Annotated in this window: 15 protein-coding genes; 6 read left to right on the top strand and 9 right to left on the bottom strand. The window is 58.0% G+C overall.

Features of this window, described 5'->3' with window-relative positions; translation table 11 throughout:
• Positions 1-93: 93 nt before the first annotated feature.
• A complete protein-coding gene (locus ACA053_RS28930; protein ID WP_109626801.1) occupies positions 94-999 on the top strand; it encodes a response regulator in 906 nt (301 codons plus the stop codon).
• 207 nt (positions 1,000-1,206) lie between these two features.
• Entirely contained in the window at positions 1,207-2,103 is an 897-nt protein-coding gene (locus ACA053_RS28925) for a peptidoglycan DD-metalloendopeptidase family protein (protein ID WP_109626799.1), read from the top strand.
• A 105-nt stretch (positions 2,104-2,208) separates the two neighbouring features.
• On the opposite strand, the gene ACA053_RS28920 is transcribed toward ACA053_RS28925, so the two are convergent.
• From ACA053_RS28920 to phoB, 3 genes are all read right to left on the bottom strand, one after another.
• Positions 2,209-3,549 (bottom strand): hemolysin family protein, encoded by a 1,341-nt coding sequence (locus tag ACA053_RS28920; RefSeq protein WP_109626795.1) that lies wholly within the window; start codon positions 3,547-3,549, stop codon positions 2,209-2,211.
• A gap of 123 nt (positions 3,550-3,672) precedes the next feature.
• Positions 3,673-4,959, bottom strand: a complete 1,287-nt coding sequence (gene phoR, locus ACA053_RS28915) for a phosphate regulon sensor histidine kinase PhoR (protein WP_256597535.1) — start codon at positions 4,957-4,959, stop codon at positions 3,673-3,675.
• Positions 4,960-5,040: 81 nt separating this feature from the next.
• Positions 5,041-5,730, bottom strand: coding sequence for a phosphate regulon transcriptional regulator PhoB (gene phoB / locus ACA053_RS28910; RefSeq protein WP_007896474.1), 690 nt, complete (start codon positions 5,728-5,730; stop codon positions 5,041-5,043).
• Between the two features lie 152 nt (positions 5,731-5,882).
• Between phoB and ACA053_RS28905 the strand changes: the two genes are divergently transcribed.
• Positions 5,883-6,269: a COG4315 family predicted lipoprotein gene (locus ACA053_RS28905; RefSeq protein WP_497394231.1), complete on the top strand. Its 387-nt coding sequence runs from the start codon at positions 5,883-5,885 to the stop codon at positions 6,267-6,269.
• 66 nt (positions 6,270-6,335) lie between these two features.
• Here the strand turns inward: ACA053_RS28905 and ubiA are convergent, their stop codons facing one another.
• Both ubiA and ACA053_RS28895 read right to left on the bottom strand, forming a co-directional pair.
• Complete coding sequence (gene ubiA, locus ACA053_RS28900; RefSeq protein WP_497394230.1) at positions 6,336-7,226, bottom strand: 4-hydroxybenzoate octaprenyltransferase; 891 nt, start codon at positions 7,224-7,226, stop codon at positions 6,336-6,338.
• A complete protein-coding gene (locus tag ACA053_RS28895; protein ID WP_497394229.1) occupies positions 7,226-7,789 on the bottom strand; it encodes a chorismate--pyruvate lyase family protein in 564 nt (187 codons plus the stop codon). The genes ubiA and ACA053_RS28895 overlap by 1 nt, the downstream gene beginning before the upstream one ends.
• A 202-nt stretch (positions 7,790-7,991) precedes the next feature.
• On the opposite strand from ACA053_RS28895, the gene ACA053_RS28890 reads away from it, so the two are divergent.
• The 3 genes from ACA053_RS28890 to ACA053_RS28880 all read left to right on the top strand — a co-directional run bounded on the left by ACA053_RS28890 (position 7,992) and on the right by ACA053_RS28880 (position 9,798).
• Positions 7,992-8,159, top strand: coding sequence for a rubredoxin (locus ACA053_RS28890; RefSeq protein WP_007954349.1), 168 nt, complete (start codon positions 7,992-7,994; stop codon positions 8,157-8,159).
• A 20-nt stretch (positions 8,160-8,179) separates the two neighbouring features.
• A complete protein-coding gene (locus ACA053_RS28885; protein ID WP_497394228.1) occupies positions 8,180-9,328 on the top strand; it encodes an NAD(P)/FAD-dependent oxidoreductase in 1,149 nt (382 codons plus the stop codon).
• 194 nt (positions 9,329-9,522) lie between these two features.
• Positions 9,523-9,798 carry an HU family DNA-binding protein gene (locus ACA053_RS28880; RefSeq protein WP_003213368.1) on the top strand — a complete coding sequence of 92 codons (276 nt, stop codon included), beginning with the start codon at positions 9,523-9,525 and terminating at the stop codon, positions 9,796-9,798.
• A gap of 90 nt (positions 9,799-9,888) precedes the next feature.
• On the opposite strand, the gene ACA053_RS28875 is transcribed toward ACA053_RS28880, so the two are convergent.
• The 4 genes from ACA053_RS28875 to tssI all read right to left on the bottom strand — a co-directional run bounded on the left by ACA053_RS28875 (position 9,889) and on the right by tssI (position 15,927).
• The gene (locus ACA053_RS28875; RefSeq protein ID WP_497394227.1) at positions 9,889-10,284 is read right to left on the bottom strand and encodes a DUF6124 family protein; all 396 of its coding nucleotides are present in this window, start codon (positions 10,282-10,284) and stop codon (positions 9,889-9,891) included.
• Positions 10,285-10,701: 417 nt separating this feature from the next.
• Positions 10,702-11,808, bottom strand: a complete 1,107-nt coding sequence (locus tag ACA053_RS28870; protein WP_497394226.1) for a hypothetical protein — start codon at positions 11,806-11,808, stop codon at positions 10,702-10,704.
• Positions 11,809-11,822: 14 nt separating this feature from the next.
• Positions 11,823-12,509 carry a DUF2931 family protein gene (locus tag ACA053_RS28865; protein ID WP_497394225.1) on the bottom strand — a complete coding sequence of 229 codons (687 nt, stop codon included), beginning with the start codon at positions 12,507-12,509 and terminating at the stop codon, positions 11,823-11,825.
• Positions 12,502-15,927 carry a type VI secretion system tip protein TssI/VgrG gene (gene tssI / locus ACA053_RS28860; protein ID WP_497394224.1) on the bottom strand — a complete coding sequence of 1,142 codons (3,426 nt, stop codon included), beginning with the start codon at positions 15,925-15,927 and terminating at the stop codon, positions 12,502-12,504. Before tssI ends, ACA053_RS28865 begins: the two co-directional genes overlap by 8 nt.
• Positions 15,928-16,369: the final 442 nt, after the last annotated feature.

The raw sequence follows: 16,369 nt of genomic DNA, 5'->3' as shown, positions 1-16,369 counted from the left end.
CGCGAACGAAAAGTCCCGGCGTGACTGAAGGTTTTTGGCAATGTGCCATCAGCAAAACGGTATGCTTGCCGGGATTTTTTCGAGGGGTGGTGGATGAGCAAGATCAGTGTGTTGGTGGTGGACGATGCGGCGTTCATTCGTGACCTGGTAAAGAAGTGCCTGCGTAACTACTTCCCGGGTATCCGGACCGAAGATGCCATTAACGGCAAAAAGGCCCAGGCCATGCTGGCCAAGGAAGCGTTCGACCTGGTGCTATGCGACTGGGAGATGCCGGAAATGTCCGGCCTGGAACTGCTGACCTGGTGCCGCGAGCAGGACAACCTCAAGACTATGCCTTTCGTGATGGTGACCAGCCGTGGCGACAAGGAGAACGTGGTCCAGGCGATTCAGGCCGGCGTTTCCGGCTACGTCAGCAAGCCCTTCACCAACGAACAACTGCTGACCAAGGTCAAGCAGGCGCTGAACAAGGTCGGCAAGCTCGACGCCTTGATGAGCGGTGCGCCGACCAAAATGAACTCGGCTTTCGGCAACGACTCCCTGAGCGCATTGACCGGTGGCAAGGCTGCCGTGGTAGCGGCTCCGACACCGGCGGCGGCACCGTCGCGCGGTTTGCTCAACAGCCCGCCGGTCAAGGCGCCGGTCCCTGCTTCCGCACCGTCCAGCGGTCGGGGTCAAGGCCAGCTGCGTTTGCCTAGCGGCATTCAGCAATGCGTGATCAAAGCCTTGAGCATCAAGGAAGCGCTGCTGGTGGTGAAGCGCACCGACACACTGCCGCAAGTCCTCGACAGCGCGGTGCTTGACCTGGAGCAGGGTGAGAACGCTGAAGTCGCCCGCCTCAATGGCTACTTGCACGCCATCGTCGCGTTTGAACCGAAACCCGACAGCGACTGGCTGCAACTGACCTTCCGCTTTGTGGATCAGGATGCGCAGAAGCTCGACTACATCTCCCGCCTGATTGCTCGTGGTACGGCGCAGAAGCACTTCGTTCCAGGCGCGTAATCTTCGTCGCCTGACAGTCCGTCATCGCTAGCAGGCTAGCTCCCACATTGGAATGCGTTCCCCTGTGGGAGCTAGCCCTGCTAGCGATGGGGCCCTCAAATTCACCGCACATCCCCTTCGCTGCCCATTTTGAAACATCTGCCGACTACCCGGGTCCATTGCAGCTGCTAGGCTCCTCCCCAGGCCTTACTCGACAGACTCTTGCCCATGCTCGCGCGCTTGCTGTTTTTCTGTGGTCTCTTCATGGCCGCCACCTCGGCGGTGGCCATGACGATCTACAAGTCCAAAGACGCTAATGGCGTGGTCTCCTACAGCGACCGCCCCAGCAAAGGCTCCCAGGTGTTCGTTTTTCGAGATCGCATGGTCGAGCACCTTGAGCGCCAGGTGTACCTCGATATCAAAAAGCAGAAGGGCGTGGACAGGGTGTTCGTGCGCAACGACCTGTACGCACCGGTCGAGATCGAGCTGAGTTTTACCGGGCTGCAGAATGTCAGCGGCGCGCCGAGCCGGCCGATCCGCCGGGTGATGCCGGCGCGCAGCAACATCCGTCTGGCGCTGCTCACGGCGACGAAGGCCGGAAGGCCGCTGGCGTATACCCCAAGGTTCGAATATTCCCTGGGCGACCCTTCAGGGGCCGCCATGGCCTATCGGTATCCGTTGCCCTGGCGTGGTGGGCCGTTTCGCTTGAGTCAGGGCAACAACGGCCAGTACAGCCATTTCGGCGCGAAGAACCGCTACGCCATGGACATCGCCATGCCCGAAGGCACGCCGATCATTGCCGCGCGTGGCGGGGTGGTGGTGAAAACCGAGAATGCCCAGACCGGGCGCGGCACTGATCCGTCGGGCAATTTCGTGCGGGTGCTGCACGATGACGGCACCATGGGCGTGTACCTTCACCTCAAGCAAGGTTCGGTGGGCGTTCGCGAAGGGCAACGGGTCGCGGTGGGGAGTGCGCTGGCACTGTCGGGCAATACCGGCAACAGCAGCGGGCCGCATTTGCACTTCGTGGTGCAGCGCAATACGGGGTTGGGGCTGGTGTCGATTCCGTACCAGTTCAATCAACCGGTCGGCAGCCTGCCGAACTTTGCGCTCGGCAAGCAGTGATGTGTTGTCTGGTCTGACGCCTTCGCGGGCAAGCCTCGCTCCTACGGGATGAGTCATTCCTGTAGGAGCGAGGCTTGCCCGCGAAAGGGGCGACACCGGCCTGAATCAATCCAGCATCAACACCTTGGCCAAAATAATCTTCGGCCCTTTCATCTTCTTGATGATGATCCGCAAGCCTTCGACTTCCAGCACTTCTTCCTCTTCCGGCACCCGTTTCAGGGTTTCGTAGATCAGCCCGGCGAGGGTTTCGGCTTCGATGTGGTCCAGGTCGATGCCCAGCAGGCGTTCGACCTTGAACAGCGGTGTATCGCCCCGTACCAGCAGCTTGCCCGGCTGGTAGGCGAGGATGCCGCGCTCGGCCTTGCGGTGTTCGTCCTGAATGTCGCCGACCAGCACCTCAAGCACGTCTTCCATGGTCAGGTAGCCGATGATGTTGCCATCGGCTTCTTCCACCAGGGCGAAGTGCGAACCACCCTTGCGGAACTGCTCCAGCAGCTGCGACAACGGCATGTGCCGCGACACGCGCTCCAGCGGCCGGGTCAGTTCGGCGAGGTTGAACGACTCGGGAATGTGGTCCAGGGCCGCCAGTTCGAGCAGCAGGTCCTTGATGTGCAGCAGGCCGACGAATTCCTGAGTATCGCTGTCGTACACCGGATAACGGCTGAATTTGTGGCGACGGAACATCGCCAGGATTTCCTTGAGCGGCGCGTTGAACTCCAGCGTCACCAAGTCTTCCCGGGAGTTGGCCCAGTCGACCACTTCCAGCTCGCCCATTTCCACGGCGGAAGCCAACACACGCATGCCTTGGTCGCTCGGGTCCTGGCCACGGCTGGAGTGCAGGATCAGTTTAAGTTCTTCACGGCTGTAATGGTGCTCGTGATGGGGGCCGGGTTCACCCTGGCCGGCGATCCGCAGGATCGTGTTGGCGCTGGCGTTGAGCAGGTAGATCGCCGGGTACATGGCCCAGTAGAACAGGTACAGCGGCACCGCGGTCCACAGCGACAGCAACTCGGGTTTGCGAATGGCCCAGGATTTCGGGGCCAGCTCACCGACGACGATGTGCAGGTACGAAATGATAAAGAACGCGGTGAAGAACGACACGCCTTTGACCACTTCGGCGGACTCGACGCCAACGGCGCTCAGCACCGGTTCGAGGATGTGCGCGAACGCCGGTTCACCGACCCAGCCAAGGCCCAGGGAGGCAAGGGTGATACCCAATTGGCACGCCGAGAGGTACGCATCGAGCTGACTGTGAACGGTGCGCAGGATGTGTCCGCGCCAGCCGTTTTTTTCAGCGATGGCCTCGACCCGGGTCGAGCGCAATTTGACCATGGCGAATTCCGCCGCAACGAAAAAGCCGTTGAGCAAAACCAGGATCAGAGCAAAAAGAATCATGCCGAAATCGGCGAAGAGTGTCGCGAGGGTCAAGCCAGGGGATGGGTCCATGATGGAGTTTTGCGGGTTCCGTGTATTCAAAAAAGGGGGAAATGCGGTGCCTGAAGGGCAGGCACAAGTCAGCCAATGTAGCGGCTGACCGGGCGATTGCCTAGTGGCGAGTGCTGGCCGGTATCAGTCGGCGGTGCTGATGACCCGCGATTTGGTGACTTGGGCAGGCGCGAAATGGCAGGTAAACGTGCTGCCATGCCCCGGCACACTGCTGATTTCCATCCGTGCACGATGGCGTAACAGTACGTGTTTGACGATCGCCAAGCCCAGCCCGGTGCCGCCGGTGTTGGAGTTGCGGCTGGAGTCGACGCGGTAGAAACGTTCGGTCAGGCGCGGCAGGTGTTTGCTGTCGATGCCGATTCCGGAGTCTTGCACGCTCAGGTGTGCACCTTGCTCATCACCCCACCAGCGAATGCGGATATTGCCTTCGGCCGGGGTGTATTTCACCGCGTTGAACACCAGATTGGAAAACGCGCTGCGCAACTCGGCTTCGCTGCCCTTGAGCAGAATCGTCGGGTCGGCTTCCAGGGTAATGCGCTGGTTTTTCTGGCCGGACAGCTGCTGGGCATCGCTGGTGATCGATTGCAGCAGGCCGTCGATGGCCACGGGCTGGTTGTCCGACGGGTAATCGGTGGCTTCCAGTTTGGCCAGCAACAGCAAGTCATTGAGCAAGGTCTGCATGCGCCCGCCTTGCTGCTGCATTTGCTGCAGGGCACGGGTCCAACGCGGGTTCACTTCCTCGACATTGTCGAGCAGGGTTTCCAGGTAGCCGCAGATCACCGTCAGCGGTGTGCGCAATTCGTGGGACACGTTGGCAATGAAGTCTTTGCGCATCTGTTCCAACTGATGGATGCGCGTCACGTCGCGCACCAGCATCAGGTGTTCGTTATTGCCGTAGCGAGTGATGTACAGCTGAATGCGCAGGCGATCGTTGATCGGTGACGGGATTTCCAGCGGTTCGGCGTAGCTGTCCTGCTCGAAATATTCCTTGAAGCGCGGATGGCGTACCAGGTTGGTGACCGGCTGACCGCTGTCTTGCGGCGTCTTGAGGCCGAGCAGGGTTTCGGCGGCGCGGTTCCACCATTCCAGGTTGCCCTCGCTGTCGAGCATGATGACGGCGTCTTTCAGCGCGGCGGTGGATTCCTGGACTCGATCGATAACCGCTTGCAGGCGTCCGCGTACGCGTTGGTCACGACGTTGCAGGTGGTAGATGCTGTCGAACACTTCGCCCCACAAACCATAGCCGTCGGGCGGTGCTTCATCGGGTTTGTGCAGCCGCAGCCATTCGTGCAGACGCAGCAGTTGCTTGAGGGTCCAGGCCAGGTAAAGGCCCAGGCCCGCGGCGAGGCTCCAGCCGTAGTAGCCGGTAATCAGGCCGATCACCAAACAGCCGGTCACCAGCAACAACATGTGGCGAATCAGGGTGCCATGCCAGTTTTGGTTCAATTGAACACGCGTCCTTGTCAGCTTGTCGGGCGGGAAAGGTCTTGGTCAGGCTTTGGTCGAAAAGCGGTAACCGGTGCCGCGCACGGTTTGTACCAGATTCTCGTAGGCATCACCGAGGGCTTTGCGCAGACGACGGATGTGCACGTCGACGGTACGTTCTTCGACATACACATTGCCGCCCCAGACCTGATCCAGCAACTGGCCACGGGTGTAGGCGCGTTCCTGGTGAGTCATGAAAAACTGCAGCAGACGGTATTCGGTCGGGCCCATTTCGGCGGGTTTGCCGTCGATGGTCACGCGGTGGCTGATCGGGTCGAGCAGCAGGCCGCCGACTTCGATCGGCGCCTCGCCATCGGTAGGGCCGGCACGGCGCAGTACGGCTTTGAGGCGCGCCACCAGCTCACGGGGGGAAAACGGCTTGGTGATGTAATCGTCAGCGCCGACTTCCAGGCCCTGGATCTTGTTGTCCTCTTCGCCCTTGGCGGTGAGCATGATGATCGGGATGTCCCCGGTCAGCTCATCGCGCTTGAGGCGACGGGCCAGCTCGATGCCGGATGTGCCGGGCAGCATCCAGTCGAGCAGGATCAGGTCCGGCTTGCGGTCGACGATGATGGCATGGGCCTGCTGGGAGTTTTCCGCCTCCAGGCAGTCATAGCCGGCCATTTCCAACGCAACGGCGATCATTTCGCGAATGGGCGCTTCGTCGTCGACGATCAGAATGCTCCTGCCAACCATGCGTTAATCCTCTTGTCATTTAACTGTCTTGCGCCGCATTAGATAACGGAATTATTGCAGTCGTGTGACAGTATTTTAGCCGCCCTGCGATTGTCGTGATCCTGAACTAAGCTCTAAGTCCGAATCCTGACAACCACAAAAGGAAGGTTTCCATGAATCACATTGCTCAATCCTGGAAGGCTCTGCTGGTTACCGTTGCGCTGACGCTGCCGACAATGGCCTTCGCTGAAGACCCTGGCATGGTTAAAGACGGCATGTTGGTCGACCACAAAGGCATGACGTTGTACACCTTCGACAACGACACGGGCGGCAAGTCGGCGTGCACCGGCAAGTGCGCAGAGAACTGGCCGCCATTGATGGCCAAGGCGACTGACAAGGATGAAGGCAAGTGGACCATCATCAAGCGTGACGACGGCACGATGCAGTGGGCCTTCGACGGCAAGCCGCTGTACTACTTCGTTCAAGACAAGAAGCCAGGAGACATGACGGGCGACAAGAAGATGGACAAGTGGCACATCCTCCAGGGGCCGAAGATGTAACGAACTCAGTGTCCGCAGCCTCGCTCCCTGTAGGAGCGAGGCTTGCCCGCGAAGGCGTCATCCGCCTCAGCGCAATCCGTAATCCAGCACAATCCCCACAAAAATCGCCAACCCGGCCCAGTGGTTGTGCAAAAACGCCTTGAAGCAGCGCATCCGGTCCTTGCCGCGGGTGTACCAGAACTCCCACGCAAAACAGCCCGCCGCCGCCAGTAGCCCGAGGTGAAACCAGCCACCGAGCTCGAATTTCGACCCGGCCAGCAACAGGCAGCCCAGCGCCAAACCCTGCAAGGTCAGGATGATCGCCCGGTCCGCATCCCCAAACAGAATCGCTGTAGATTTCACCCCGATCTTCAAGTCGTCGTCGCGGTCGGTCATCGCGTAATAAGTGTCGTAGCCCACGGTCCACAGCAGGTTGGCAATCCACAGCAGCCACGCGGCGGCCGGCAGTTCACCGGTTTCGGCGGTGAACGCCATCGGCATGCCCCAGGAGAACGCTGCGCCCAGCACTACTTGCGGGTAATAGGTGTAGCGCTTCATGAACGGGTAGCTGAAGGCCAGCGCCAAACCACCCAGCGATAACCAGACCGTCTTCGCATTGGTGCATAGCACCAGCAAAAAGCTCACGCCCATCAGCACCGCGAAGAACACCAGGGCTTCTTTCGAGCTGATCTTGCCGCTCACCAGCGGCCGCTGCTCGGTGCGTTTCACGTGGCCATCGACCTTGCGATCGGCCCAATCGTTGATCACACAACCACCGGCGCGGGTCAGTACCACGCCGAGCACGAAAATCACGATATTGGCCAACGAAGGCGAACCTTCACCGGCAATCCAGAGTGCCCACAACGTTGGCCACAGCAGCAAATAAATGCCGATCGGCTTGTCCATGCGGGTCAGTTGAATGAAATCCCAGGCCCGAGGGTTCACGCGGTTCAGGGACTTGAGCAGGCTCTGGTACATCAGCAGTTCTCCGGGTGGGCGCGGGTGGCGAGCCACAAGGTCGGCAAGAAGATCTCGGCCACCAGCACGCTCAAGGTGCCACGGTCGAACCGCGAGCGCCGGCCCCACAGTTCAGGGGCCCGGGACTCCAGCGGCAGCCATTCCTGAGGATAGTGACAAACCTCGATGGCGCGACGCTGGAACGCGTGATCGCAAAACAGCAGTTCGCCCAGCGATCGGCTGCCCAGTTCGTCCATATGCAATCCATCGCCCTGCAACGCACTACGCGCCGCCACGCTGCGGGCAAACACCCAGGCTTCACCGTGACCGCGCAGATACACCTCGCGCACCCAGCCTTCACTGCCTTCTTCCAGCTCCAGCGCGGCACATTCGTCGGCGCGCAGCGGTTGCCAGCCTTCAAACAGCGGCGCGACGCTGAAGCCGTCATTCGACAAGCGGATCAGGCGTCGGGTCAGGGAGCCTTCGTCGAACAGCCATTCGAGGGTAGACGTGTCGGGGAGGGGCGTCAGTTGGCTTTGAGGGAGCCACAGCGGGGTTGCGGAGGAGGATTTTGAGTGCGGCACAGTGAGTCATTATTGGCAGCAAATGAGGCGGCGAGCTTACCATGTCAGCCAGTGATTTTGATTGATCCGGGCCGCCGTTACGCCGAACACGCTTGCATCTACCGGGCCCGATCAGTACAAAACGCCCCTGAGCCGGACGGCATCGCTCAACCTGGCGACCGTTCGTGCCGGCAACAAGCCTGAATCCTGAGGAAATACCTGAATGAAAAAGTGGCAATGTGTGGTCTGCGGCCTGATCTATAACGAAGCCGACGGCTGGCCGGACGACGGCATTGCGCCGGGCACGCTGTGGCAAGACGTACCGGAAGACTGGCTGTGCCCGGACTGCGGCGTCGGCAAGATGGATTTCGAAATGATCGAAATCAACTAAGACTTTTAGAGGAGTAAGGAATGAACGCACCTGTCGTGATCGTCGGCACCGGCCTGGCTGGCTACAACCTGGCCCGGGAGTTTCGCAAGCTCGATGGCGAAACCCCGCTGCTGTTGATTACTGCCGATGATGGACGCTCCTACTCCAAGCCGATGCTCTCCACCGGTTTCGGCAAGAACAAAGACGCCGACGGCCTGAGCATGGCCGAGCCGGGTGCCATGGCCGAGCAATTGAAGGCCGAAGTGCGTACCCACACGCGCATCAGCGGCATCGATCCGGGCCACAAACGCCTGTGGATCGGCGAGGAATCGGTGATCTATCGCGACCTGATCCTGGCCTGGGGCGCGGAAACCGTGCGGGTGCCGATCGAAGGCGACGGGGCGGATGCGGTTTTCCCGATTAACGACCTGGAAGATTACGCACGCTTTCGTGCCGCCGCGGCGGGCAAACGCCGGGTGTTGTTGCTCGGTGCCGGCCTGATCGGCTGTGAATTCGCCAACGACTTGATCCTCGGCGGCTACGAGGTGCAACTGGTTGCACCGTGCGAGCAAGTCATGCCGACCCTGCTGCACCCGGCGGCAGCCGCTGCGGTTCAGGCCGGGCTGGAAAGCCTGGGCGCGCGTTTCCACCTTGGGCCGGTGCTCAACCGCTTGCAGCGCGTTGCGGACGGTCTGGAAGCGCATCTGTCCGATGGTCAGGTGATTCCTTGTGACGTGGTGGTCTCGGCCATTGGCCTGCGCCCTCGTATCGATCTGGCGGCTGCCGCCGGAGTGCAGGTCAATCGCGGCGTGGTGGTCGACCGTCACCTGAAAACCTCTCACGCCAATATCTACGCGCTGGGCGACTGCGCCGAGGTCGATGGGCTGAATCTGTTGTACGTCATGCCCCTCATGAGCTGTGCGAGAGCGCTGGCGCAAACCCTCGCCGGCAACCCCACTGCCGTGAGTTACGGCCCAATGCCGATTACCGTGAAAACCCCGGTCTGCCCGTTGGTGGTTTCGCCGCCACCCCGCGGCGCCGAGGGTGTCTGGACCGTCGAAGGGCAGGGCGCGGACATCAAAGCATTGTGTCGCGATGCCAGCGGAAAACTGCTCGGTTATGCCCTGACAGGCGCGGCGGTGATGGAAAAACTGGCCCTCAACAAAGAGCTTCCGGCGCTGCTGGCGTAAATACCGGTCGTTCTGTCGGAATCACCCCGCTTTTGCCCCTACAAAGGTCGCGCCGAGACTGGCGCGGCTCTTCTGTGCGTGCCATTCTCACTCCCGTCTGCCGCAGAGTAGAGCACCTGCGGCGCTTTGGGCGCTGCTCCACAGAGAGCAGCACGGACATAACAACAAAAAACCGTCAAAGGGGCTTCACTAATATGCGTAAACCAGAACTCGCCGCTGCAATTGCTGAAAAAGCAGACCTCACCAAAGAGCAGGCCAACCGCGTTCTCAACGCCGTTCTCGAAGAAATCACCGGCGCTCTGCACCGCAAAGACAGCGTCACGCTGGTGGGCTTCGGTACCTTCCTGCAACGCCACCGCGGTGCCCGCACCGGCAAAAACCCGCAAACCGGTGAGCCCGTCAAAATCAAGGCCAGCAACACCGTTGCGTTCAAGCCGGGCAAATCGTTGAAAGACAGCGTTAATCCATAATTGCGGCGAACTCCCTGAAATACGGAGAGAACCGTATTGAAAAATGGGCACACCGATTGAATCGGGTGCCCATTTTTTATGGATTGCGGATCAACTGGCTCGGGGGTGTTTTCTGGCGAGAATCGCCGCCATTTCCGGCTCATCGAGGTCATCCAGCGCCCGTTCTACCAACAAATGCACGCCATCGGCCATGCGGCTGAGCGCCAAGGCTATGGAGCGTTGTGGGCCGTTCACATCGTCGGCGAGTTCGGCGGCGATGGCGCTGATGGACCGTGAGTCTTCCGAAGCGTTGGCAAGCAGCGCATCAGTATTGATGTCCGGGCAGACGCTGAAGAGTTGGCCGTTGCGTTTCGGTGGTTTCTGTTCGGCTGGCGGGAAGTGATGGTCGAGGGCGCGCTCGGCGGCGTCGTTGAGTTTTTTTGAATCAGGGCTTTCGTAAGGAGATACCGGATCGGTGTCCGGCGGATTTGGAGTTACCTTGAACATGATCTCAATTCCATAAGTGATGCTGACACCACTTCGCCGACTAAACAAAGGGGTGGCGGCTGTACGCAGGTTAGTCGGACCGGGGAATTGAAGAAGCCGGCGCACCCGAAGGTGCCCTGCGCACAGCCACCATCAAATACAGGAAGGAGATACCTGTCTGACGGAAGCTTGTGCAATTTCAATTACCAGCGGGCGACTAAACCCGTCCACTGACGATCAGTGACAGGAATCAAGTTACCGGCCGGCCAAAAGGCGCACAAGCCGGCGGATTCTGGCGTAGCCGTAGGCAACGGCGCAAGGTGTTGTAGCTTGCAGGACGTAACCTTGAGGCGTTTTAAACAGGCGGTGTCGATCGGTGTTTAAGTCGCAGAGAAGCAACACCTGAACATCCTGAAAATCTTCACCAGACCGAGAATGTTAACGACGGCGAAAGCACTCTTTGCCGTTGCCAAAATCTACCGCGAGGCAATCAGGCTCGATGGAGAGACGCAGGTCCTTAAACAGAAGGGACAACTCACCATTGGCGGGCACGGCGTAATCCTTCCAATCCACACGCATCCATCTCATATCAGGCAGCGTATCAAGCCACTCGATTTCATCCTTTGAGCCTTGAGTGTGCAAGCCGATCTTCTCCAAGGTTCTCGTGGGGGAGTAGGGCAGGGATAATCTCTCTTGCTTCGAATCCGCCCACACCTGTTGCTCGGTAGAACCATCGTCAAACCTCCAGTACACATCGACAGGCGATATGGCTGGCGTGCTGATTGGATCGAAGTGATAAACCGTGATGAGGTAATTCTTCAGAATACGACCTTGTTCGTCATCGTTCAGATCACGTTGAATTTCGGCCAGCACCTTTTCTTTACGCGGGCTGAACGCGATTGGCTGGCTCTTCTCTTTTTTCCAGCCGATACCAAACCAGCGGCTATCCGGCGAAACGTCGAACCATTGAATTGGGCCGGAATTGCGGGATGTCCCGAAGCCTATTCTTGTTAGTGTTCTTTGTGGGTCGTAAGGCAGCCAAAGGTCTGTTGTTTCATTTGACTCCAATAACTGCTGGCTCCCGGCGCCTTCGGAAAACTCGAAATAAAGGTACACGGGGTCGATGGCTGGGGGTTTTGGGTGCCGGTCGTACTGCATCTGCAAAATGTAGTGAGTCTGGGCGTAGTTAGCCGTGTCGTTATCGATCTCGTCGTAATTGCCGTGCTGGATTCGATAACTCTCCTCCAATTCAGCCAGGTTTCTTGTTCTGGGCATTTCGAAAACTAGCTTTTTAGCTACGTGAGGGTCGGCTTCACTTGTGAGCTTCAGCTTATTGCTCTCGATACTCCACGTTCCCTTCGCAGCACCGTTGGCACTCCCGTACGCAGCGGCTGCTGCAAAAGATCCGTCCTTTTTAAGAACCAGCCTGGCGGCCATTTCCATGGCGCCGTACAAGTAATAATCCCCCTCTAGTGGGCGGGGCTCTGCGGCGTTAGCAACAGGCAGCCACAAAAGCGCTACGAAAAATGATGTTCTTAAATCCATTTGATTTCCTCTCCTTACCAGCTTCCGAATGGAATGCCGAATTTGTCGATGTAGGCTTTTGACTCTTCTGAAAGCGGGCGGTGTTTCCCGTTGGATGTGCCCCTATAGGGGCCTTTGGGACTGATCGTTCCTTGGACTCGGGTGACTTCGGTCGATTTAAGACAAGGACCACCCAACCACACCTTGGCAATTCCTCCGGGCGCCAGGCCAATAGTCAAAAACTTTCGGTAATCGGTTTTCCATTTGCCTACCGCACCGCAATAAGCTTTTTCACCCTTGAGCATCGTGTCCCGCGCAGATTCGGGGATCTCGATGTAGGCCCTGTAGGTCTGCGGTTCTGCCATGGACTGCCAACGCACATAGACCAAACGAGGCAGGTTAGCCCCGGTGACATTCCGACCTTTTCCTCCAGGATTTTCTCGCCATCCCGCTGGTTTGCCTCTGAACTCGGATGGTACCCCTTTACTCATGGCGCGTGGATATCCCATAGCCGGGATACCGCTGCCCGCGTGAAGGAATACGCGCTCATTGACATCAACGACGTGGGCCGTTTCGATCCAGACTTCCATATAGTCCGGCGAAAAAAAATCAAGGCTCCACGCGTCATAAGGTAGTGATCTGCTCACGACAGATGCACATCCTCCCAACAACACAAACAGCAGCGTAAAGCCGGATTTAAGCAAGGGTGAGCACCTATGCATCGGGATGCACCACGCGCTTATGGTTTTCGGCAGGCCGATTAATAAACACGATGTTCAGATCGCTGTTGTTCCAGCCTTTGGCAGCATTCCAGTTGGCAGACAGATGGATGTAACGGCGGCAGAGCAACTCCTCTTCGTCGAGGCTCAGGCTCGTGCGGCGAGTGGCGCCTAACGCGTAAGCCATCAGTTTTTCGGCAATCGATTTCAGCTCTGTCGGTAATGCGTACGTTTGATCCTCTTCGTCAATAACCTTGAACGGGACGTCGTGCCTGGCCCCCAACTCGCGCATGATTCGAAGGTAAACCAACGCCAGATCGTTGCGTACAGTTCGCTGGCTGCGCACTGCTGCATACACATTTTTCGACTTGGATCTGTCGCCTTTTGCGTTGTTGATTACCTCCACGTCCCAGGTCTGCACCTCCAGTGCAAGCCCATACAGGTTAAGTTGATCCTGAAGGCGACCTAGCTCTTGCTCAGCCCAACGATAGGCGGGTGACGCTGTGGAAGGCACGTAAAGTTCCATGTCGCGGCTGCAGCGCGGCTTGCTAAGCAGAACTCGTTCAATGAAGTTGGGTACATACCCCCCACCCAAGTCGGAGTGGACGCCGGGCAGCTCGATATCCGCAGCTCCAGCACTGTTGAGTGAGAAGTTATGGCGTCGCTCGTCCCGCGCCACCAGATGCACAACTTTTTTTGCGATATCTGGCGCAAGGTACAAATTGACGCCGGGGTTGTTGGCATCGTGGACGCTAAAGTCACCGTCGGCCACGCTGGCTACTGCGGCAGCGGTGTCGAAGATGCCGATAAAGTTGATGGAGACATCGGTGTTGGTGCACCAGGAAAAGTCCTCGGTAAACAACGTCGCATTGGCGGGTAATAGCGCTGCCAATGGACTCTTCTCTCCTTTCTGTACTTCATTGGCAAAATGACGTGCAGCTGCGGCACCGCGACTGAAACCGAAGATATCGAACTCGACACGTTCAACCTTTCGATCAGGATTAGATTGCTCGAACCGCTCAACCCTTTCGAGAATACTCGCTGGACTCTGAGCAACTCGTGCTGATACACCGTGCGCACCGACGCCGGTTGCTAGTGAAAAAGGTGAATCCCCTTTACCGCTGCTAGTACCGATGCCATCCAGATAAACCGGGATGTACCCTATGGTTTCGTCATCAGCCAACAACCGGTCACTGTCATTGATGTACAGCTCATACAGCTTCGCCACATTACTCGTGTCATTCCCATAGCTATCATCCGGCGTGTTCCCCAAACCGTCATACCCATAGGCCTTACAAAACCGCTGAATATCCTCTGCCTCCTCCAGCAGATTTACATCCCGCGCATAACATTCAGCCGCCATCTCACTGTTGGACCGGTTATTCCCGGTCCCATCGAAGAACACCCCGATCCGCAAAGTAATCCCTTCCTCTTCGACTTCCTCCTCTTCTTCTTCCAGCTCATCCGATTCGTTCTCTTCCAACGGAGGTGGCTCAGGCACAACAGGCGCCAACAACCCCGCCACTGTCCCCGGCAACAACGCATGCGCTGCCATCCCTGCCACCGGTGAACCACCCACCTCAATCGCGCTACTGCTGAAAACCCCGTCAGCATCAATCACGATATGGTGACCGCCTGCCTTCAAGGTAATGCTGGCGCCCCCGTCCAGCACCAAACTGGCCCCGGCCTTGATATGAACGTGCTCACCTGCCTCAACCACGATTGCGTCACCAACACGGGTGTGGCTGCTCCCTGCAATCTGCAAATAGTCATTGGCTTTGAGCTGAACCTTTCGATCCGCCGTAACCGTGCGATGTTCTTCAGCCCCGAGCACCGCGATGCTATTGCCCTTGATGGTTTCACGGCGTTCATTGCCCACGTCCAGATGGCTGTCGTTCTCGACCTTCTGCGCCATATCTCTTTGTGCGCGCAGGTAGATCAACTCCTGCCCGGCGCGGTCCTCAATCGACAGTTCGTTGTAACCGCCTGTGCTGGGGGAACTGTGGCTGCGCAGTACGGTTCTGGTTTTGTTCTCGGGCAAGGGGTAGGGCGGCGGCGTGACCTTGTTGATGAGGCAACCGGTTATCAATGGATTATCGGGATTGCCTTCGAGGTAGGTGACGAGGACTTCCATGCCGATACGCGGAATGATCACCGCACCAAAGTTGTCCCCGGTCCAGCTTGAGGCTACCCGCAGCCAGCAACTGCTGTTTTCACTGTTGCGCTCAGCGCGGTCCCAATGAAATTCGACTTTGACGCGGCCATATTCATCGCAGTAGATCTCTTCGCCGGCAGGCCCGGTGACGCGGGCGGTCTGGCAGACGAGCGGGGTTCGTTGTGCCGGCATCGGTGGTCGAAAAAACACATCCCATGGAATCGCACTGAAACTGTTGCGGTAGCCCTGGGTAAATCCGTCCTTGGATTCGGTAGTGGTGACTGACTCTTCGAGCACCTGAGGCTGCTTTCCAGAGTGGGTGACACTGAGCAGCAGCCATAGATCGTTGTACGTATCGCGTGGGTGATCCGTCAGACTGAAAAAGTGCCCGCAGCGCAGACTGGGCTGATCGCTTTCGCCCTCGGCCAATTGGTAATCGGCACGGTGTCGTTCAAGCGCCTGCCGGGCGAGTTGCTGGCCGAGTTTTTCACTCTCGAAGAATAGTGGGTAACGATAGTCTTCAAGCTCCGGGCTGAACTCAGCAGTGAAGCGACTTTCCAGTAAAAGGCTCGGGCGCTCCAGGTCGTAGTGTCGCCGGGTAACCCTGCTGGGGCGGGTGCTGAAACCCATGGATAACTGGCTGACGACGGGATGCTCCGCCACCATTCCGGAGTCTTGCTGATAGGAAGTTTCGCCCAGTGTGGGGAAGAAAGTCTGGTCGTCAGTGAACACCAGCACATGGCCTTCCCGATAATGCTGGTGATGCCAGGAAATGCCGTCCTCTGCGCACAACCTCTGGACGAATTCAAAATCATTTTCGCGGTATTGCGTGCAGTATTCGCGCTCGGGACTCGTTTTGACGTGGAAGGTAAACGCATCGGCCTGGATGCCATGTCCCTTGAGTACCCTTTCGATGATTTGCGGCGCTGTCTGGCGCTGGAAAATCCGTTGATCATGGCTGAACTGCAAGAAGTGCAGGGCCGGTACCAGGTTTATGCGATAGCGGGTCAGGCGCTTACCGACATCGCCTGTGGACACCGCCGCGATATGGCCATGAATGCCTTCGCCTTTGAGGCCGAATTGGAGAAATGCAGGTTGGTTGAGCAGACTCTCCAGATCGAAGTTGGGGTATTCGCTGACCAGATCGACGTGAATCGAGTACAAGGCGCTGATGGTTTCAGTGCCTTCGAAGGCCAGTACTTTGAAGTCGTTGTGAACCGTCGGGATCACAAGGGTGAAGTGAGCGGCATTAGCCGGTGCGAACATGCGCTTATCCTTTTGCTTCGTAGTCGCTCGTCCTTGAGCGCAGAGAAGTGATCGCGGCGTGCAGCCGTGACTTGGCCTGAGCGCGCGATGATGTTCTGCACGCTAACAAGGCAAGGCAAAGCTGTATGTAAGATCGGGCTTGAAACTCGGTGAGATATTTCTGGATGTCAGAATGTTGCGTCAGTGTCAGCGAAGGTCATGCAACCACAAGGCGTATTGCCGAAGTTGAGCATTTATTCAAAATAAAAGTGCCATCAGATTGATGGCACTTTTTTACATCTCAATTGTCGGAATCTGTTTTTAAAATTTCGGAAACATTTCGGAGGTTTCCTACATTAATGCTTGAAAATTATTGGCATGCTGCGCACCTGTCGCTGGGGGTGAGGCTCATTATCCCTGTCGAATTTTACGGGGGGCTCTAGGTCGATGGTTTCAGGGTGAT

It is taken from the genome of Pseudomonas sp. LBUM1672, assembly GCF_059695655.1.
This window is presented reverse-complemented; position numbering and strand designations above follow the sequence as displayed.